At 59.7% G+C, this 17,258-nt stretch carries 32 protein-coding genes; 15 read left to right on the top strand and 17 right to left on the bottom strand.

The window, feature by feature from the left end:
• Window positions 1–305 (top strand): hypothetical protein (locus BLP82_RS31425; RefSeq protein WP_218189443.1); only part of this gene is annotated, 305 nt, incomplete at its 5' end.
• Window positions 306–366: 61 nt separating this feature from the next.
• On the opposite strand, the gene BLP82_RS31325 is transcribed toward BLP82_RS31425, so the two are convergent.
• The 17 genes from BLP82_RS31325 to BLP82_RS28910 form a co-directional block, all read right to left on the bottom strand.
• Entirely contained in the window at window positions 367–543 is a 177-nt protein-coding gene (locus BLP82_RS31325; RefSeq protein ID WP_170842398.1) for a hypothetical protein, read from the bottom strand.
• A 314-nt stretch (window positions 544–857) separates the two neighbouring features.
• A complete protein-coding gene (locus tag BLP82_RS28985; RefSeq protein ID WP_092176778.1) occupies window positions 858–1,196 on the bottom strand; it encodes a hypothetical protein in 339 nt (112 codons plus the stop codon).
• Complete coding sequence (locus tag BLP82_RS28980) at window positions 1,196–1,567, bottom strand: chemotaxis protein (protein ID WP_092176773.1); 372 nt, start codon at window positions 1,565–1,567, stop codon at window positions 1,196–1,198. Before BLP82_RS28980 ends, BLP82_RS28985 begins: the two co-directional genes overlap by 1 nt.
• Before the next feature lie 47 nt (window positions 1,568–1,614).
• On the bottom strand, window positions 1,615–2,619 hold the full coding sequence (locus BLP82_RS28975) for a phage tail tip fiber protein (RefSeq protein WP_256576685.1): 1,005 nt from the start codon (window positions 2,617–2,619) through the stop codon (window positions 1,615–1,617).
• A gap of 471 nt (window positions 2,620–3,090) precedes the next feature.
• Window positions 3,091–3,636: a hypothetical protein gene (locus tag BLP82_RS28970; RefSeq protein ID WP_092176769.1), complete on the bottom strand. Its 546-nt coding sequence runs from the start codon at window positions 3,634–3,636 to the stop codon at window positions 3,091–3,093.
• Entirely contained in the window at window positions 3,636–3,935 is a 300-nt protein-coding gene (locus tag BLP82_RS28965; protein WP_072410768.1) for a hypothetical protein, read from the bottom strand. Before BLP82_RS28965 ends, BLP82_RS28970 begins: the two co-directional genes overlap by 1 nt.
• Window positions 3,932–4,516 carry a hypothetical protein gene (locus tag BLP82_RS28960; protein ID WP_092176765.1) on the bottom strand — a complete coding sequence of 195 codons (585 nt, stop codon included), beginning with the start codon at window positions 4,514–4,516 and terminating at the stop codon, window positions 3,932–3,934. Before BLP82_RS28960 ends, BLP82_RS28965 begins: the two co-directional genes overlap by 4 nt.
• On the bottom strand, window positions 4,503–5,885 hold the full coding sequence (locus tag BLP82_RS28955; RefSeq protein ID WP_092176762.1) for a replicative DNA helicase: 1,383 nt from the start codon (window positions 5,883–5,885) through the stop codon (window positions 4,503–4,505). The genes BLP82_RS28960 and BLP82_RS28955 overlap by 14 nt, the downstream gene beginning before the upstream one ends.
• Window positions 5,882–6,712: an ATP-binding protein gene (locus BLP82_RS28950; RefSeq protein ID WP_092176757.1), complete on the bottom strand. Its 831-nt coding sequence runs from the start codon at window positions 6,710–6,712 to the stop codon at window positions 5,882–5,884. The genes BLP82_RS28955 and BLP82_RS28950 overlap by 4 nt, the downstream gene beginning before the upstream one ends.
• Window positions 6,696–7,499 carry a helix-turn-helix domain-containing protein gene (locus BLP82_RS28945; protein WP_092176752.1) on the bottom strand — a complete coding sequence of 268 codons (804 nt, stop codon included), beginning with the start codon at window positions 7,497–7,499 and terminating at the stop codon, window positions 6,696–6,698. The genes BLP82_RS28950 and BLP82_RS28945 overlap by 17 nt, the downstream gene beginning before the upstream one ends.
• A complete protein-coding gene (locus tag BLP82_RS28940; RefSeq protein ID WP_092176747.1) occupies window positions 7,496–7,723 on the bottom strand; it encodes a hypothetical protein in 228 nt (75 codons plus the stop codon). Before BLP82_RS28940 ends, BLP82_RS28945 begins: the two co-directional genes overlap by 4 nt.
• Complete coding sequence (locus BLP82_RS28935) at window positions 7,720–8,313, bottom strand: hypothetical protein (RefSeq protein ID WP_092176744.1); 594 nt, start codon at window positions 8,311–8,313, stop codon at window positions 7,720–7,722. Before BLP82_RS28935 ends, BLP82_RS28940 begins: the two co-directional genes overlap by 4 nt.
• On the bottom strand, window positions 8,310–9,074 hold the full coding sequence (locus BLP82_RS28930) for a BRO-N domain-containing protein (RefSeq protein ID WP_092176739.1): 765 nt from the start codon (window positions 9,072–9,074) through the stop codon (window positions 8,310–8,312). Before BLP82_RS28930 ends, BLP82_RS28935 begins: the two co-directional genes overlap by 4 nt.
• Window positions 9,071–9,373 (bottom strand): hypothetical protein, encoded by a 303-nt coding sequence (locus tag BLP82_RS28925; RefSeq protein WP_092176735.1) that lies wholly within the window; start codon window positions 9,371–9,373, stop codon window positions 9,071–9,073. The genes BLP82_RS28930 and BLP82_RS28925 overlap by 4 nt, the downstream gene beginning before the upstream one ends.
• Window positions 9,370–9,645, bottom strand: a complete 276-nt coding sequence (locus BLP82_RS28920) for a hypothetical protein (RefSeq protein WP_092176730.1) — start codon at window positions 9,643–9,645, stop codon at window positions 9,370–9,372. The genes BLP82_RS28925 and BLP82_RS28920 overlap by 4 nt, the downstream gene beginning before the upstream one ends.
• On the bottom strand, window positions 9,642–9,875 hold the full coding sequence (locus BLP82_RS28915; protein ID WP_256576684.1) for a hypothetical protein: 234 nt from the start codon (window positions 9,873–9,875) through the stop codon (window positions 9,642–9,644). The genes BLP82_RS28920 and BLP82_RS28915 overlap by 4 nt, the downstream gene beginning before the upstream one ends.
• Window positions 9,876–10,113: 238 nt before the next feature.
• Window positions 10,114–10,389 (bottom strand): transcriptional regulator, encoded by a 276-nt coding sequence (locus BLP82_RS28910; RefSeq protein ID WP_256576686.1) that lies wholly within the window; start codon window positions 10,387–10,389, stop codon window positions 10,114–10,116.
• A gap of 149 nt (window positions 10,390–10,538) precedes the next feature.
• Here BLP82_RS28910 and BLP82_RS28905 point away from each other — a divergent pair, with 149 nt between their 5' ends.
• The 14 genes from BLP82_RS28905 to xerC all read left to right on the top strand — a co-directional run bounded on the left by BLP82_RS28905 (window position 10,539) and on the right by xerC (window position 17,025).
• Window positions 10,539–11,264 (top strand): S24 family peptidase, encoded by a 726-nt coding sequence (locus tag BLP82_RS28905; RefSeq protein ID WP_092176792.1) that lies wholly within the window; start codon window positions 10,539–10,541, stop codon window positions 11,262–11,264.
• A 127-nt stretch (window positions 11,265–11,391) separates the two neighbouring features.
• Complete coding sequence (locus BLP82_RS28900; protein ID WP_092176717.1) at window positions 11,392–11,775, top strand: helix-turn-helix domain-containing protein; 384 nt, start codon at window positions 11,392–11,394, stop codon at window positions 11,773–11,775.
• A gap of 63 nt (window positions 11,776–11,838) precedes the next feature.
• Window positions 11,839–12,072 (top strand): hypothetical protein, encoded by a 234-nt coding sequence (locus BLP82_RS28895; RefSeq protein ID WP_139197986.1) that lies wholly within the window; start codon window positions 11,839–11,841, stop codon window positions 12,070–12,072.
• 6 nt (window positions 12,073–12,078) lie between these two features.
• Window positions 12,079–12,516 carry a tellurite resistance TerB family protein gene (locus BLP82_RS28890; RefSeq protein ID WP_092176708.1) on the top strand — a complete coding sequence of 146 codons (438 nt, stop codon included), beginning with the start codon at window positions 12,079–12,081 and terminating at the stop codon, window positions 12,514–12,516.
• A gap of 2 nt (window positions 12,517–12,518) precedes the next feature.
• Window positions 12,519–12,686 carry a hypothetical protein gene (locus BLP82_RS31320; RefSeq protein ID WP_170842397.1) on the top strand — a complete coding sequence of 56 codons (168 nt, stop codon included), beginning with the start codon at window positions 12,519–12,521 and terminating at the stop codon, window positions 12,684–12,686.
• A gap of 52 nt (window positions 12,687–12,738) precedes the next feature.
• Window positions 12,739–13,071 carry a hypothetical protein gene (locus BLP82_RS28885; protein ID WP_092176788.1) on the top strand — a complete coding sequence of 111 codons (333 nt, stop codon included), beginning with the start codon at window positions 12,739–12,741 and terminating at the stop codon, window positions 13,069–13,071.
• Window positions 13,068–13,484 carry an Arc family DNA-binding protein gene (locus BLP82_RS32230; RefSeq protein ID WP_371914156.1) on the top strand — a complete coding sequence of 139 codons (417 nt, stop codon included), beginning with the start codon at window positions 13,068–13,070 and terminating at the stop codon, window positions 13,482–13,484. The genes BLP82_RS28885 and BLP82_RS32230 overlap by 4 nt, the downstream gene beginning before the upstream one ends.
• Window positions 13,481–14,221, top strand: coding sequence for a hypothetical protein (locus BLP82_RS28875; protein ID WP_092176704.1), 741 nt, complete (start codon window positions 13,481–13,483; stop codon window positions 14,219–14,221). The genes BLP82_RS32230 and BLP82_RS28875 overlap by 4 nt, the downstream gene beginning before the upstream one ends.
• A complete protein-coding gene (locus tag BLP82_RS28870) occupies window positions 14,218–14,943 on the top strand; it encodes a metallophosphoesterase (RefSeq protein ID WP_092176699.1) in 726 nt (241 codons plus the stop codon). Before BLP82_RS28875 ends, BLP82_RS28870 begins: the two co-directional genes overlap by 4 nt.
• The gene (locus tag BLP82_RS28865; protein ID WP_092176696.1) at window positions 14,940–15,221 is read left to right on the top strand and encodes a hypothetical protein; all 282 of its coding nucleotides are present in this window, start codon (window positions 14,940–14,942) and stop codon (window positions 15,219–15,221) included. The genes BLP82_RS28870 and BLP82_RS28865 overlap by 4 nt, the downstream gene beginning before the upstream one ends.
• Window positions 15,218–15,421, top strand: coding sequence for a hypothetical protein (locus tag BLP82_RS28860; RefSeq protein WP_092176691.1), 204 nt, complete (start codon window positions 15,218–15,220; stop codon window positions 15,419–15,421). Before BLP82_RS28865 ends, BLP82_RS28860 begins: the two co-directional genes overlap by 4 nt.
• On the top strand, window positions 15,414–15,656 hold the full coding sequence (locus BLP82_RS28855; protein ID WP_170842396.1) for a helix-turn-helix domain-containing protein: 243 nt from the start codon (window positions 15,414–15,416) through the stop codon (window positions 15,654–15,656). Before BLP82_RS28860 ends, BLP82_RS28855 begins: the two co-directional genes overlap by 8 nt.
• A gap of 17 nt (window positions 15,657–15,673) precedes the next feature.
• The gene (locus tag BLP82_RS28850) at window positions 15,674–15,880 is read left to right on the top strand and encodes a DUF4224 domain-containing protein (RefSeq protein WP_025858917.1); all 207 of its coding nucleotides are present in this window, start codon (window positions 15,674–15,676) and stop codon (window positions 15,878–15,880) included.
• Complete coding sequence (xerC, locus tag BLP82_RS28845; RefSeq protein ID WP_092176682.1) at window positions 15,877–17,025, top strand: site-specific integrase; 1,149 nt, start codon at window positions 15,877–15,879, stop codon at window positions 17,023–17,025. The genes BLP82_RS28850 and xerC overlap by 4 nt, the downstream gene beginning before the upstream one ends.
• Window positions 17,026–17,258: the final 233 nt, after the last annotated feature.

Here is a 17,258-nt window from a genome sequence, read left to right as displayed (position 1 = left end):
CCTGCTCGGTCAGTACCTGGCTCAGCAGGCTTTCCAAGGAGTTGAGCTGCTCGCTCATATGCAAGCCTCTTCATCTTAATGATCCATTCGCGCCGAGCGGCGCATCCGCTGCAAGCCATCACCAGGCCCCGGCCAGTTTGGCGCCTACCGCCAGCCCGGAAAGGAACACCAGCACCACTAGCATCGAACCCGCGCTGGGCTTCAATGAAGCGATCGGCGTTCGCATGGGTGGCGGCGGCGGTGGTTTTCCACCAGGCAGAACAGAGCGTCGGCACGCCTCGCAGAGGGTCATTCCGGAGTGGTAAGGAGTCGGCTCAAGCTTTACCCAGTGACACCTGGAACATTCAAACGAGACGAGCATGGTCGTCACTCCTCCAGCGACAGCTTGATCGAACCCAGGATCACACCAAGCGCAGCGGCCTTGGACGACCTGGCCAGTTCCACCACCAGGGCTTCGACCCGGGCAACTTCTGCCTGCTCGTCCGCTGGCATCTCACTGACCATGCCTTTGATCTGGTAGTACTCGGCGCTTACTGTGCTCATGGGGTTAGCTCATTGCGGTTATTGGTGAGCCCGATCACCGGCGATACCAGTTCAACCGGTAGCACCTGGCATCCTCGGGGATAAGATCAATCGGCCATCGAAGGCAGGACATGTGTTTGCGGTCTGGACGGGTGCGGCTTACTCGAAGCGTCTGCACCAAGTACGCAGATCCGGCGGCGGTGGTGATGAAGTCGCCTACAGCGATGCCATCGGCTCCGTCGACGTACAGCTTGCACGCGGTGTACGGGGGTCTTGTCCTGGCCATTCTCAACCCTGCGCGCCACGATCTGGCGCATTCGAAAGCGTGGCGCGACTTATGGGCCCTGGCGTTCCAGGACCTCGCTGACCTTGTCGGCGGCTTTGCCGGCTGTCTCGGCTGCTTCTGTTGCCTTGCCCGCTGCACCTTCTACCTTCACGGCTGCCTCGGTGGCGCTCTGGGCCAGTTTGTTCAAGCGCATGTCGCGCTGCTTGGTTGCCTCGTCGTAGCCGCGGCGCACCTCGGCGACCTGGGCGGTGTACCAACTGGCCATTGACCATTGGGCAATTTGGAAGCCCAAGACGGACCCGCCGGCGACAAGAAGTATCGCGATCACCCAGATCTCGGCCCGGCGCCACCAGCGGCGAGCGATGAATTCCATTGCGCATCTGTCCATCAGTTGATGCCTCCAAGCTGGGACCGAAGCCGGGCAATCTCGGCGCTCTGCGTGGTCACCTTGTCAGTGAGTTGGGCGATCTGGCTGGTCAAGGCCTCGACCTTCCCTTCCATCCGGCCAACCGCGGCAGCGAGCTCATTTCGTTCTTTGGCAAACTGGTCGGCGCGGGCTTCGGCGGCGTTCGCTCGGGCTCGCTCGGTATCGAGCAGTTCATTCAGGCGGCGGACGGTACCGATGTCGGCGTTATCCATGGCCCGGTCAGCCGCATCCTTCGACAGGAACTTCCTCAGCCAGAGAAAGCCGCCCAGCAGAACGGTGCCGGTACCGCCCAGCCAAGTGGCCGTGCCCGGGCCGAGATCAGTAGGGTCCATTGATGCTCCAATCATTGCGGCTGAACCTTGTTCTGCCTGAAAGTGGTTTAGTTGCTGCGGTGCAGAAGGCCGCCTGGCTTGAGCTCGGCGCGGATGACGCCTCTTACCGTGTCGTCGAGGCTGGTGCCAATCCTGTCGATCTGCTCCTTCAGTTCGCGGGACAGCTCAGTCTCATTGAGCTTGCCGGCCAGCAGGTCGAGGACCTTCGTCACGTCGCCGGCGGCGATTGCCTTCTCGATCGCAGTCGGCTGCTTGATCGCAAAGCGATCGGCATCGGTAAGGATCTGCGAGGCGATGCCGGCCGCGATGTACTGCCCATTCGCGTTCAACTGCATCTTCACCGACCACATTGGGTCCAGCTTGGGGGTGGTGATAGAGCCGTCCTTGATGAAGGCCTCACTGATGAAAACCTGTCCATCCCCGACCTTGAGTGGTTGAGTCGGTTCAGGCTCTGGCAGCGGCGCATCCAGATTTCCGTAGTTGATCCGTACAACGCCATCGCAAATTATTGTTGTGCAGCCGCCCGCCTTCACAATCCGCGTGCCTGCCACCTTCGCCTTCTTCAGGCGTTCGGCCAGCTCTTCCTCGGTCTCAAGGCGCGAGTAGCTGAGGAACAGGCGCGAACTGAAGGAATCATCGCCGTAGCTCGCGTCGAACTCTTCGAACTCGGCGGCGTGCCGGTACTCCTCCGGCACCTTTTGCAGCTCCGCCTCCATGAACTGAAGCAGGTTGGCGGCATTCTTGGGCAAGTCCCACTTGCTGTAGCTGGCGACCTCTACCGACACCACCTGGCGCTTGGGCGCTTTGCTCGCGCTGCCAATGGTGCAGGAGTTGATTTCGAAGTCACCCGATGCCTGATCGAGCTTCAATCCGGAAAAACCTTGCACATAGTCTTGACTCTGGATGCTGTTGGGCAGGTTCGCGTTCATCACACCAATGTGTGAAGCAATCCCCATTTCAGCACCGGCGCGGGCAGTGGATTCCTGCTTGATCGCCGCGGTGTTGTCGGCGATCTGTTTCAACAGCTCCTCAATCGTGACGTGCTTGGACATTACGGTGCTCCGGAACGAAAAAAGGCCCGCCGAAATGGCGAGCCTTGGAATGGGTGCGAATGGCGGCCCTGTCAGGCTGCTGTCGTGGCGCTTCCCTCCAGTCCCCACGCTGACTGTTACCCCTGCACGTTTCCGCCGGGCGTTGATCATTCGCATAATGTGCGTGTCTTCCCACGCTGCCCGCCAGCGCCACCCCGTCAGCACAATCGAGGACTAGGGTGCGTTGACTGCCGGTGTTCTTCTGTAACGCGTGACAACCCGGCTATACCGCGTCCAGGACCCGCCCGAAGGCCCACCCTGGCTATGGCTAACGCCCACATCAAAACGAAAAAGCCCAGCGGGTTAGGCTGGGCTTTTTGAATTTCGGACATAAAAAAACCCGACTCAATGGCCGGGTTTTTCTTTGCTTGGTTGTCATCCTGTGATGCACCAAACCGCAGGTTCGAAATCTACGCGGTCACTCGGCCACTGTCAAGCGGCTTGCTGGTGCAGCAGACCACACTCCTCCAGCAGCGCCTCAACCGCCAGATGCGCGGCGGCAACCTGGTCATCCAGCCACCGCTTGGTGATCGACCGCCAGCGCCGCAAGGTCCTGTCGGGCGTGCCGTCAGCATCCCAGCTGTGCAGCACGTAGAACGAGGCGGGAAGCCCATTGCGCCGCTCAGGAACCATCCATGCCATCACGCACTTGGTCTTGAACAACTGGTGCGCCGGACTGACCACCCTCGGCGTGAGGTAGGCAGCCGCCGCCCTCACCTCGTTCTGATTGATCGAGTACTTGCCCACCAGGGCCTGCCACTGAATCTCTGGCAGCGCCCGCTTGAGGGTTGCCCGGGTCATCGAGTCCTGGGTCAGCCTTTCCTCCGGGGACAAGTCATCGCTCAGCGATTGCCCGGGAAGCTCATCATCGAAGCTCGCCTTGTAATGGCGCTGCCAGGACGCCTTCTTGGTGCCGTCGTGGATCTCGATAGACATCACTCGGCTGATGCAATGCGCAGCATCGCGGTAGACGGTCATCAGGCAGCCCTCCGGATGCGACGCGGCGGCGGGTTGTCATCCAGCCCCAGCAGGTTGCGCAGCAGCTTGTCGGCCGCTGGGTTCTTGCTGTTGTTCTCCTGCACCCAGCGCTTGCAGTAATCCCCGAACTCGATATCAGTCCGGAGCGAGTGCCAACTGGCGACCATGTCCAACAAATCCGACAATGCCGCCGGGCCGCCGATCTTTTCCTGGGCCAGGGCCGCACCGGCGATCTTCAAGAATTTGCGTTCGTGTTCCAGCAGGCTTTTGCGCGGCAGCGCCGCTCTGACGTTACTCATAGGGTGGCACTCCGAACTTGCAGATATTCGTTTGGTTTCATGTCGCTGCGGGCTTGGGATGAAATGGCATGACGCCAGGCGCGATACGCCTCCTCAGGCGATTCGCCTACCCCGGCCCATGGATGCTCCTTGGCGTAGCACCAGAAGGTGCCGCTGCGGCCGGTGATCCGCGCCTTCGGCAGTCGCCCGGTGAAACCAACCTTGCGGTGCCCAAGCCAATCGGCCACTGCCGGCCAGATAATCGCCTGCTCTGGCTTTGAGAAGTCCGTCTTGCCGTTGTTGTCGTGCACTTCGGCAAGGCCATAGTCATCGTTCGCCACCCAGATCCGGAAACCGCTGGGAACGTGCTGGATGTCGAACCCCTTCCGCGCCCACGTCCAATCCTCTGGAAATTCACGGATTGACTGGGCGATACGCTCAGCTTCTGGAAACTCAGGCGCCCGCACCAGCACCGCCCCCTGGGGCATAATCACTGATCCCGCACCCTCCAGGACAGCTTGCGGCGGTCCCATTTGTTCGGCCGGAGCAACAGGATCCGCGCTACGCCCCAGCAGCCGGGCCAGCAGATTAAAACTTCTCATGGGTTTTCCTCCCCTTGAATCGGTCGGCAAGGGGGCGGTTCATTTCCACCTCCTCGTTGCTCGGCTCGCGGCCGGCAAAATTGACGAAGCGGGCGAACTTTCCTTGCTGCTGGACCATGCACGAGCCAACCGGCGCGTGCCTGCACTTAGGCATAAGCAGCTCAGTTGCACCGTTCTGCCCCTCCTCGCTATCCATGTCGCGGTGAACCAAAATGATGCAGTGAGCGTCAGCCTCGATCTGCCCGGAATCCCGCAAGTCGGAGGCGATGGGCTTTTTGCCTGGACGTTTTGTCGAGTCTCGGTTCAGTTGCGCCAGCAGAATCACCGGCACATCTAGCTCCTTGGCAATGTTCACGATGCCAGTGGAAATCTTCCCCAACTCGGCGGTGCGGTTGAATGCCTTCCCGTCCGACCCGATCAGCCCGATGTAGTCGATCACCACCACGTCAAGCCCGTGCTTGCTCTTGACCTGGCGGCAGATGCTGCGAATGCGCGGCACCGTCAGGCCCGACTTGTCACAGACGTAGAGCGGTTTATCCAAGATTTTTTGGACTGCCGAAGTCAGGCGCGGCCAGTCATCGTCCTGCAACTGCCCATTGTCCAGCACCTGCAGGTCGACACTTCCAAGGGACGCCAGTGCGCGGTTGCCAAGCTCCTCCTCGGGCATCTCCAGAGAGAACACCATGCCGACGCCGAGGCCGGTGCAGGCGATGTGTTGGGCGATCTGCAGGCCAAGCGTCGTTTTGCCGCTGCCCGGGAGGCCTGCAACGATGGTCACGGTCTTCTTGCGCAACCCGCGAATCAGCTTGTCCAGGTCTGCCAGGCCTGTAGAAAGTCCAGTCTTAAGCGTTTTGTTGAACTTGGAGTCGATGATGTCGACGTTTCTGGCCACCACCTCATCCATGCGCTTGTAATCCGGCTCGCCGGTGTCGAGATCGCGTAGGTCAGCCATGGCTTGCTGGGCACTGGCAATGATCTCTGCCACCGGCTTGTTTTCGCTGGCCGATTCGCGCACAGCATCAGCGGCCTCAACCAGCCGGCGCAGCACCGCCCGCTCAGCCACGGTTCTCGCGTATGCACGCCAGTTCGCTGTGCTTGGCGTGTTCTTCGCCAACTCACCCGCATAGGCAATGGTTGACCCGCCACTGGGTAGATATGGCTTGTAATCGTGAAGCGTGACCGGGTCCACAGGCGCCCCAGTCGCGTGCAGATCTACCATCACCTGGAACAGCGCTGCGTTTTCCGGATCATGGAAGTCAGCAACCGTGACGCTGGCGGTGATCGGATCGAACAGATCGCCATCCAACATCAGGGCACCGAGAAGAGCGTGTTCTGCCTCGTCGCTGTAAAGCTCGCGATAGTCGCTCATGCGCGTCCCCTTGCCGAGGTCCAGGTGAAGCCGACCAGGATGGCACCGTTTTCCCGCAAACGATCAAGGGCACGGGCACCGATGTATTGCTCAAGGCTTGGTGTGGCGTTCCCCGCTGCGTCCTGCTTCGATCTGGCAGGGAGGTTGGAGACCACCACCGTCGGACGCACCAGGTTATATCGGCGATCAAACACCTCATGCAGGACGCCCAGTTCGTACTGGGTGCCTGCCTGGGCGCCGACCTCGTCGATCACCAACAAATCGAAACTCGCCAGTTCATTGATCACGTCGCCCTCGGTGTACCCGGCGTCCCTGACCATTGATCGCTTGAACACGCGGATAATCTCGGCGGCGGTAGTGATCACCGCCACGGCCAGGTGTTGGCGAATGACGTGCTGGACGATGCCGCTGGCCAAGTGAGTCTTGCCGTTGCCGACGTTGCCACATAGCAGCAGGTTTCGACCGGCCTGAAAGTGCTCACCGAAGTTGTCTGCGTAGCCCTGGCACGTTTCCAGTGCCTGGTCCATAGCCGGCGTGGTGGCACGGTAGGTGGTGAGAGTGCTCTCGGCAAACCGAGGTGTGATGCCCGAGCCTACAAGCGCGCTGTTGACGCTTTCGGCCCGAAGGTTGGCCAGGGCCTGTGAATGCTCGTCGCTACCCTGAGGCGCAATGCGAAGGCCGTGGTACTGGCATTGCTGGCAAGGGCGTACGGCCATCGAGCCGTCGAACTGCTCGACCTCCGAACGATCAACCTCGCCGTGGACGGGGCACTCACCGGTGAAGGTGCGCTGGTCAGGTTGGCGACGGAAATTAGAACGCAGGGCCATTGCCGCCTCCTTGGTACATGTCGTCGGTGTGTTCGGGCAGGTTGGTGTAGGCCGGCGCTTTACCGTTTTTGGCGCCAGCACCTGGCATAACCGAATCCGGGTAGATATCCGACCAACTGCTGGTGGTGGACTTATCCAGGACGGCGTCGGGGTCTGGATGGTTGGCCAGCTTCTTGGCGATCAGCTCACAGGCTCTCAGGGTCAACGGTGCCCGCTTTGCCTTTCGCATTTCACAGAAGTCTGCCCAAGCATTGTCGGATGCGTTGGCTGGCTTGGCTGTGAGGGGATCGAACTTTTGAGCCTTCCCCTTTCCGACCTTCTGAGGTGCCTTGGCGCCTTCTTTTTGGTTAAGGATGGTTAATGGGTGGTTAAGGGATGGATTGGGTGCACCCGGTGCACCCCGTTCGGTCGTGGCGTGCACCCCGTTCTGTTCTAGCGTGCACCCCGTTGCGTCTTCAGGTGCACCCCGTTCGGAGCGGGGTGCATCCTGTGCACCCCGTGAAAGGTCGAGGTCGTAGCAGACCGGAACACGATCCCGTTGCGTGATATAGGCGGCGGCAACCGCTTGATTTCCGCGCTTTATCAACCCAATCGACTCCAACTCGCGGAGTCGATATTGAACGGTGCGGGGTGCCAGGCCGGTATCAAGCGCAAGGCTGGAAACGGCAGGGAATGCAGCGCGACCGGACTGGTCGGCATAGTTGGCCAGGCACAACAGCACATGCCGTGTGTGTGAGTCGGTGACAACCTGCTGGGTAAGCGCCCAGGACATAGCTTGAACGCTCATATGTCCAGCTCCTGCGTCACACGGCGGATGAAGTCGTCGTAGGTCTCCGCCATGGAGACGCCACGGTCCTCCAGCGCAGCCCGGGAAGCCTTCGCCATGCTGTAGATCTCCCAGCGATCGCGCTCAGGCAGATGACGGCAGTTGGAATAGCTAGGCCAGGGGCCGGCGATCACTTTGAACGTAACCGCCGGAAGATCGACTACTGATTCGAGAGCACTGGTCATTGCAAGGTCTCCCCTGGCTTGCGGCATAACCCGGCGCCCATGGCTTCCACCGAGCCACCAGACAGGCGCAGCACCAGCAAGCGGAGCGCAGTAGTCGCATCAATGGAAAAAGTCCGCGCTTCGTCGAGCGCCAGCCCCGTCGGAGAGTGATCCATGACCAGGAGTCGAACGCGGTCGCTGTAGTTGAACGCCGCGCAAGCCAACTGCTGATCGGTGAAGCCGTGGAATGCTTCGTCCGGCAGACACTCGGCCGGGTACACGAGGACCGGAATCTTGCTCTCGGGGCGCGGATCGCCCCCCAGCAGGTGGCGGGTCATTGCCTCCTGGTGATCCTCGGCGACTTGCCTCGCATCGTGACCGGTCCTGCGCCTGAAGAGCACCTTGAGTGCGTAGTAGGCGCGATACAGGTCAATGTGCGTGTCATCCTCTTTCTCGATTGAGTACTCAGGCTCGTCGATCACGTCCAAGGCGTCCTTGACGACCTCGAAGCACTTCAGCAGCAGGGCAGCATCGGGATACTTCTCGAAGTTGGCCTCATCGATGTGCTCCACGATCTGCGCCGGCTGGGGGAAATTCAGTACGTTTTTCATGCGGGATTCCTCTGGCACAGCTTGAAGCGGCCTTGCTGGATATCGGGATGGGTGGCGCGCTCGGGCGTGACGAAGGTGCACTCAGCGGCGAACCGGTCAAAGCGGCGGGTGATATCCGCCTTGGGCCAGATCGCGTATGGCTGGGCGCCGTCATCGGCGTGCTTGCTGCGCACCATGGCGAATGGCAAGGGCGCTCCCGGGATGTCGCGCATGACAGCGTTGATGACCCATTGGGGAAGCCCCAAACGTAGGTTGATGCGCTCACGGATTGAGGTCATGGATTCGAAGCCGGCTGGTCTCGAGTCCAGGTAGCGGACTTGCTCGACGCTTGCCACCCGGCTTTCGATACCTGCTACGGCCTGATCGATGCGATCCTGGCGCCGCTCCATGTCCACCAGCACCTGGGCGTTGGCCAGCAGTTGCTCCGCCGGCGACAGCGGGCGCTGATATCCGCCGGTTTTACGGATGCTCGGCAGCACTTCACCCACCACCCACTCCTCAAATGCCTCGGCAGCCGGCATCTTTGAGCGCATGACCAATCGGTAAAGATCGCGCTCGGGGATCACTTTCACGTGCCGAACCTGACCCGCCATTTCGACGGGGTAGGTCTGCGCTGCCTTGCAATGGGTCCGGATCGCCTTGTCGGTGTCGGCATACTCCAGAAGGTCGGCGACATCCTTCGCGACAAACAGCGGCTCCCCGCTGTCGTCGGTGAAGACGCGAATCGCTGTTCCACGAAAAGCGAAAGGGACTATGTTCATCGGTCACCTCCCCGTTTCCGCGACACGTTTTTTTTCATGACGTTTTGTGTCTCGACACCAACCTGTTCGAATGCGGCAGCAGCGCGCATCTCAAGCGTTTCACGCTCAGCGTCGAGCTGGTTGTGCCAGTCATCGGCGTTGAAAATCGCCAGGTTCGCAACAGTTGCATAGTGCTCGTCATGGCCCTGGATTAGCCTATCCTCAAGGACGTGGAGAACTCCCCGTAGCCAATTGATGTGTTCCATCGCGCAGGTGATTTGGAACGTTGCGTCCTGGGCGATGCGTTGTTGCTCGCTCATGCGGCACCATCCTTGGCCATTGCAGCCTCGATCCCTGCGTGGGAGGCGTACACAAGGGCCAGGGCCGCGTCGGCCGCCAGATAGACAAGAGTGGCCTCATGGGTGCACTCCGTGACGTTCATCAGCCCACGCAGACCGGCGACCACGGATTCCAGGTAGCTTGATGCGGCATCCAGGGAGTCCACGACTGGAACGCCACCAACGGCAGCGAGTACGGCGTGGTTGCCGGTTACGCAGTGCTCATGCTCAAGGGTGAGAATGTGGCTTTTCATTGGGCACCCCCGACTTCCAGCGACGACTCCGCCCCCTTCTGAACCGACCAAACCAGCGCACTGACGGTTTCAGCCAGGAAACCCAGCGCTGCCATGCCGTCGCAGTAAGCCAGCTCGCCCATGTTGAGGCTGTCGTGCATGTGTTGGCAGATCTGGGCCAGGCCCTCTGACAGGACTTTGGCCGTTTGGAGCGCGTCCTCGGCGTTCGTGCCGGCGGCGACGTGAAGCATTTGAATGCCTCGGTTGTCCATAGGGGTATTGCAAAAACCAACGTGGCCCGTTAGCAAGGCTTGCGATGCAAGTGGGTTGGTGCTATTTTTTGGGTGTGACATATCGTTCTCCAGAACGAAGAAGTACGAAGACCCCTGCGAAGGGTCTGGTTAAGAAGCCCGCCTGCGAAGCGGGCTTTTTGTTGCCCGGAAGAAAGTCAGCCGGACAGAAAAAACTGGGATGGCGGGCAGGAGTTCATTACGCCACCTCGGTACTGGATGAATTCACAGCAGGATCAACGGACTGACCAGGAATCGCGTTACGGAGCATCATTTGCTCCAAGGTCGGCGAGACCTGTGGGTAAAGGTCAGGCCGAAGCTCATGGCGAGAAACGCCAGTCACTGCTTCGATCTTCAGAACATGCTTCGCTGGGACGCTCCCCGTCGAACACATCCATTGGACGTTTTGAGGGGTGCATCCAAGCGCTTTTGCCAGAGCGGTTTGACTTCCAGCCGCTTTAGCCGCCGAAGCCATTGCATCGATACTCATTGGGGGTCCCTGCGGACTCGTGACGATGCAGAAAGACTACAAGCGTAATTTCACTTTTACAAACGGTATTTGCAATGAGACCTGCAACGGCAAGTTGTATTCTTTCACCCATGAGCAAATCCACGACAGCAAGCATGATCACGCAGGGCCGCGAAAAGCTGGGTTTAAACCAGTCTGAGCTCGCCAGGCGGCTGAAGGTCACCCCTCAGGCTGTGCAAGCCTGGGAGTCTGGCCGCTCCATTCCGCGCCCCCAAAAGCTAATAGAAATAGCAGCGGAACTGAAAATCCCTTCGCACTCATTGTTGCAGTCCACGGGGCTGTTATCCGGCCCATTGCCTGATGTCCTTAAAACGCTCGGCCTGACAGCATTCAGCCAAGAGGCTTCTATAGACGGGCCAATATCAGCATGGGACGACGACACTCCAATCGAAGACGACGAAGTCTCTGTTCCGTTTCTTAAGGAAGTTGAATTGTCTGCCGGATCTGGACGAACCGCAGTTGAGCTGTCGACCAACCGAAAGCTTCGCTTCGGAAAAACGACGCTTCGAAATCAGGGCGTCCAGTTCGATAAGGCCGTTTGCGTTACGGTTCACGGCGACAGCATGGCTCCGATTCTTCCCGATGGAAGCACGGTGGGGGTTGATACAGGATCGACGGTGGTGCGCGATGGTAAAACGTACGCCATAAATCAGGGTGGACAGTTGCGCGTAAAAACCCTACATCGTCTTCCCGACGGTGGTATCCGCCTCCGGAGCTTCAATCGAGATGAGTACCCTGATGAGGAGTACACCCTTGAGGAAATGGAGCAGCGCGATATGAGCATTATCGGGCGCGTGTTCTGGTCATCGGTCCTGTGGTGATGCATCCCAAAACGATCAAGCCAGGCAATCGCCTGGTTTTTTTTCACTCGAATTACAAATAACATTTGCCAAGTACAAATTTCGTTTGTAGTCTTTCTCTATCGCAACCCGCATGGAGCTGTCCCAGATGTCCGCCGCCACCATTACCTTCGCAGGATTCACCGGCTTTCTTGGCCGTGGCGCCGCTCCGCGGGAGCTGCAGTGCCTGATGGCCGTGGCAGCAGGCAAGACCAGCAAAGAAGCCGCGAAAGATCTTGGTGTGGCTCCGGACACTATCGATAAGCGCCTGCTGGCGCTGACCACAAAGCTCGGCGTCAACCGTCGCGCCGCCTTGGTGGCCGAAGCCTTCAAGCGCGGCCTGATCTCACCGGCGGCTGTCCTGGCCATGATTTTGGCGGTGCATGCATCGATGGCAGAAGATCCGGCACTTCGCGTCCGCCGCGGTGGCGGCGAACGAAAGATTGAAACCCGCGTGGCCGTGCGGCGCATCGAGGTCGCCCTCACCGCCTAACCCAACCTGATTTTTCGCGAAAGCCAACAACTCGGCCGGGATTCGCTCGGCCTGGAGAAAGTGATGACACATAAACGCTTATCGGCAATGCGCCTGTTTGAGGTGCTGATTTTCATGTTCGTTTACGTCGCTCTCACCGTCGCCTGGTTTGGCTTCGTGGCGCCGGAAATGATGAGCAGCGTTCATACCGGCCCTGTTCTCGTTGGGTTCGCAGGCTCGGTCCTGTGGCTCATCTGCACCGCCTGCATCGTCGTTTACATCATCAACAAATGGCATTCAGCCAAAACCACGGAGTAACACCCTATGTTCGGTAAATTGTTTGGCAAAAAATCCGGCGAAGCTCGCCAGGCCCTGGCCGTCATGACCAATCGCGACCTGATGCAGGCGTCGGTCTATGGCGTGTTCTACGTCGCTTCCGCTGATGGCGACATCGAGAAGGAAGAGTTGGAAAAGATCGAAAAGCTGATCAACAACTCCCCCGCCTTGAAAGGCTTCGGCGCCGAGCTGAGCAACACCATCGACCGCGCCAAGGCTGACTTCAACGACGGCGGACCGCGCATCATCCGGCAGAACGCTGAAAAGGAACTGAAGGACCTGGCCCACAGCGTCGACGACGCGGCGACCGTCCTGAACTTCATGCTCACTGTGGCCGAGGCTGACGGCGAGATCGAGCCAGCCGAAATGGTGGTGCTGGAGAAGGCCGCCAAGATCATGAACCTCAACCTCAAAGACTACCTGTAACCATGCTGGCCAAGTTCGGTAGCAAGGCGCGCGCTCTGGCGGCCTACGGGCTCGCTGGTGGTGTCGTCTTCGTCGATTCGGCCAGCCGCATCTTCTCAATGGTGGGCGACCTTGTGCTGGTCGTCCTGCTGTTGGGGGTGTTGATGGTCGGTAAGTCAAAGCCCAACTGACAAACCAAGACTGTCGATGGCGCATATCTGCGCCATCGACTGGGAGATAGAAATGAATCAAACGCTGATTTCTATACTTATCAGCTCAGCCCTGAGCCTGTGCCTTCTGCTTGGTCCTCCAAGCGCTCACGACTTCGCGTTCTATGTTATCGGGGTTCTGAGTTTCATTGCCTGGACTGGCGTCCTTTGCGGCCTTATCAAAGGGGCGGTTGCTGAGAAAATCATGCAACAAGTATGGCTCCGCACCTTGTTCACGGGGTTTCAGGTCTATGCATTGATTGCAAGCGGGCATCCCGTCCTGGCCGCATCGAGCTTCCTGGTGTCGTTCTTCATAATTCTCATCGCCAGCAGGGCAGTAAAGGCTTCACATGGAGAGCAGGTATGAGCTCACCAAATTACGATTCCCGCACCGCCGACAAATTTGTAGCCCGTCTGCCCGACGGCCTGCGTGCAGAGATAGAAGCCGCTGCGGCCGCAGACGATCGGAGCATGAATAGCGTGTTCGTCCAGGCGGTGCGCCAGTACCTGGACGGACAAAAGCGCCAGCAGCTACTGCTGGACGCGCTGGCCCACATGGTCATGACACCGACTGCTTCCGCGTCGATGCACATTGATGACCGTGTGCGGATGGCGGCGAACGCCAAGCGGTACGAGTGGTTGCGTGACGTGGGCCGGGTGGATGATGCAGAAGATACAGTAGTTGCAGGCCGCGGCATTCATTGCTTCTACGGCGAAGACCTCGACCGGGAGATCGACGACGCGATGCGCTTGCAACGCCTGCAGGAGTTGCACCCATGAAGCGTCGTCAGATTTCCCCTTCTACTCTGCCCGCCATCGGACAGCCACTGGCCGGCGGGTTCTATGCCGGCCGGATCTACTTCGACGGCGCCGAGTACGCGCTGATCGATGCTGGGCGAGAATTCGAAACCGCCGCCCACTGGTGGGACCACGACGGACCGCGCCCTCGCATCCGCGGCGCCACCTCTCGGTTCGACGGCATGGCCAACACCCTCGCCATGAGCGCTGAGGGCTGCACCATCGCCACCAAGGTGCTGGGCATGAACATTCGCGGCACCTGGGGCTGGCACATACCGAGCATCGAGGAGTTGAACGTGATGCGTGGAAACTTGCTCCAGCTCGAGCACTGGGACTACCGGAACCGGACAAGCCAGAACTCAGCGCCGCAGGCGTTTGTAGATAGCGTCGATTATTGGTCGAGCACCCAGAAGGAAAATGCCGCCACGGCCTGGTGCATGCACATGCTGCCCTGGTGTGTACCGGATACCAATTGGGTAAGCGACTGCAAAGGCGTTCGCCCGGTGAAGGTTTTGCAGATCAAAGCAGAGGCCTTTGTGCACAAGCCGTCCAGCGACGCGCCAGCCACGATGCAGGTCGACCTGCACGGTCTGACCGCCAGCCCAGCCGTTGCCGAGATCCTGGGCCAATTCATCAACGAAGACACTGGTCGGTTCTATGGGCGCACCGACGAACTGCTGGCCAGGCTGGTAATGGTCGCCGGGGAGGCCCGGACATGAACAAGTTTCAGAGATTCGCGATCAACGCCGATGGCCGGGACTTTGCCGTCGGCGATGTGCACGGGTACTTCACCAAGCTGCAGGCCGCCCTGGAAGCAGTCGGCTTCAATCCTGCCGTGGATCGCCTGTTCAGCGTGGGCGATCTGGTGGACCGCGGGCCAGAAAGTGAGCAGGTGCTGAAATGGCTGGACAAACCATGGTTTCACGCAGTGCCGGGCAACCACGAAGACATGGCGGTCTGTTACGCAGAGCAGACGCTACGTGACGACCTCTACTTGCAAAACGGCGGGGCCTGGCTGACGGCCAAGAATCGAGACGAGAAGGCGGAGTATGCGGTGACGCTGCGCGATCTTCCGGTGGCTATCGAGGTGGAAACGGCTGAAGGCTTGGTGGGTATCGTCCACGCCGACTGTCCTTTCCTTTCCTGGTCAACGCTCCGCGATGCGCTATCGGGCCGACTGTCAGGCCTGCGCAACGTTGAGGCAAGTTGCCAGTGGTCCCGCTCCCGCATCGACACCGAGAACCAAGAAGGCGTCAGCGGCGTTCGAGCGGTGATCGTGGGCCACAGGCCCACCCGCCAGCCGGCGGTGCTTGGCAACGTCTACCACATCGATACCGGTGCCTGGATGGGCGGCCACTTCACACTGATCGACCTGGCCACGCTGCAGTGCCACCCGCCGATTAATCCGAAACTGAACTGGGACTGGGAGGACCGTCCATGAAATCCATCATCACTATGATCCTGATGCTGATCGCCAGCCAGGCCACCGCCGGCGAGCAGGTCATCAGCGTGCAACACGACAGCGCTCGGGGCGTCACCTGCTGGATCTTGAACAACACCGGCATCACTTGCTTGCCGGACAGTTCGCTCCCACAGACGCCCACCAGCACCACCACCGACGAAACCCAGGCGGCACGGGCCTCTCTGGCAAATACCGTGGGTGAAACCGGGCAATTTCCCACCACCTCGCTCCCACAGGAAAAGAGGACTCAGCTATGAGCATTCGCACGGAAGGAACACATCTTTTTCAAAGCACGGGGAACGAGTTCTCAAGCCTGGGCGCTCGCCTCGTTCGCTTCGGCCAAGCCCTGCAAGATCCTAGCACCACCGTGAGTGAGTTGGTACGCCTGGCCCAGGCCTGCGGGATCACCTTCAAGTTGCGCGTGGTGGCTGAGTCGGAGGGGCGTGATGATGAGTAAGCCAATGTTCGATGGCGAGAAACTGGCACTTCTTCGGGCAAGGGCCGGCACCACCCAGCGTGACCTTGCTGAAAATATCGGCACAACTGCGAGCATGATCTCTCGCTACGAAGTGGGCGCATGCCAGCCACGCCTCAAGGTGGTTGTTCGGTTGGAGGAAGCGTTTTGTGTCGAGCGTGGCGGGCTGTATCAGAAGTTCGCGACACAATCCACAGATAACAAAATCGTGTCGTGACACGAAGGCGGGCAAACATGAGCGCGGCCAGGGTTATAGAGTTTGAGGAGTTACAGCGGATCACCGGCTATACGCGGCGTGCTGACGTTGAGAAGGCGTTGCGCGGGGAAGGAATCAGGATATTCCTGGGCAGGAAAGGGCCTTGGACCACCGTTGACCTGGTCAACCAGGCAGGCGGCCTCAAGCCAATCGATCAAGAAAAGTATGACGCGGACATTGTATGAAGCGAGGAAGGAAGCGCCAGCACAACCCAAACATCCCTGGGCATATTGACCAGGCGGCCCTGCCTCGCTCGGTGTACTTCGACCACCGCGGGGCCGGGTGCTGGTACATCCTGTATTTCAATGAGGCCGGCAGGCGCCAGCGGCAGAACCTCTGCGCGGGAAACGTGACGCTTTCAGAGCTCCACCGGCTCATCGAGGAGCGCAACGGCGTAGACCGTGACAGCCTTCAGTACCTCTGCGACGAATTCCACAAGAGCGACCAGTTCAAAGTCCTCAGCCCCAAAACCCACGACGACTACGTCTATTCCCGGGACGTGCTTCTGGCGTTCCCTACAAAGCTAGGCAAGCCGTTGGGCGAGCTGGCGGTGCTCAAGTTCACCCCGGCACTGATCCAGCGCGTTATCGACAAGATCGCCCAGGAGGGCAAGCCATCGAAAGCCGCCCACGCTTTGCGCTACCTGCGCCGCGTGATGCAGTGGGGACGCAACCGAGGATTCGTGAAGGACAACCCGGCCAAGGGCATCGAGTCGCCGAAGGAGCGCAAACAGCGCCGCCTGCCTGACGACACCGTCATGGTAAACCTGATCAGGTTCGCGAAGCAGCAGGGCCAGCTAAAGAGCGGTCAGCCCGGGGCTTGCTCGCCTTACCTGTGGTACGTGATGGAAATCGGGTATCTCTGCCGGCTGCGCGGGATCGAGACGATTACCCTCACCGACGAGAACGAACTTGCCGAGGGCGTGCTTACGAACCGCCGCAAGGGAAGCCGGGATAATATCGTCCGGTGGACGCCTCGCCTGCGCGCCGCCTGGGATGCAGCCAAGGCCATCAGGTCGGAAACGTGGGAGCGAAAGCGTGTGCCGGTGCCGATCCGCGCAGACCAACGCTACCTGATCATCGCGGCCACCGGCAGGCAACTGTCGAAGTCGGGGTTGGATACAGCGTTCCAGCGCCTGATAGTCCAGGCAATCGAGAAAGGCGTGCTCACTGAGGATCAGCGATTCGGGATGCACGACTTCAAGCGCAAAGGCATCACCGACACGGTGGGCACCCGGGCAGACAAACAGCAGGCATCAGGCCACAAGGACGAATCCATGATGGATGTGTACGACCTGAGCGTGCCCACGGTGAACCCTTCGGCCGATTGAGCAACTGATCTAACGGAAAGATGCCTACGCACTTATCCACAGAAAAATGGTAGAGAATGCTGGATAGAACCCCAGCCATTTCCGCGTACATCAAAGCCGCTGCCATCAGCAAAATAAGGGCAAAACCCATATAGCTAGCGTACAAAATAATCGCTGCAAGATAGACCACTAATGACTAAGCGGACTGACTTGTAATCAGTAGGTCCCGGGTTCGACTCCTGGTGCCGGCACCA

This window comes from Pseudomonas sp. NFACC37-1 (assembly GCF_900101575.1).
GTDB lineage: Bacteria > Pseudomonadota > Gammaproteobacteria > Pseudomonadales > Pseudomonadaceae > Aquipseudomonas > Aquipseudomonas fluorescens_AA.
Note: the sequence above shows the minus strand (reverse complement) of the source record. Positions and strands in the feature narration are given on the sequence as shown.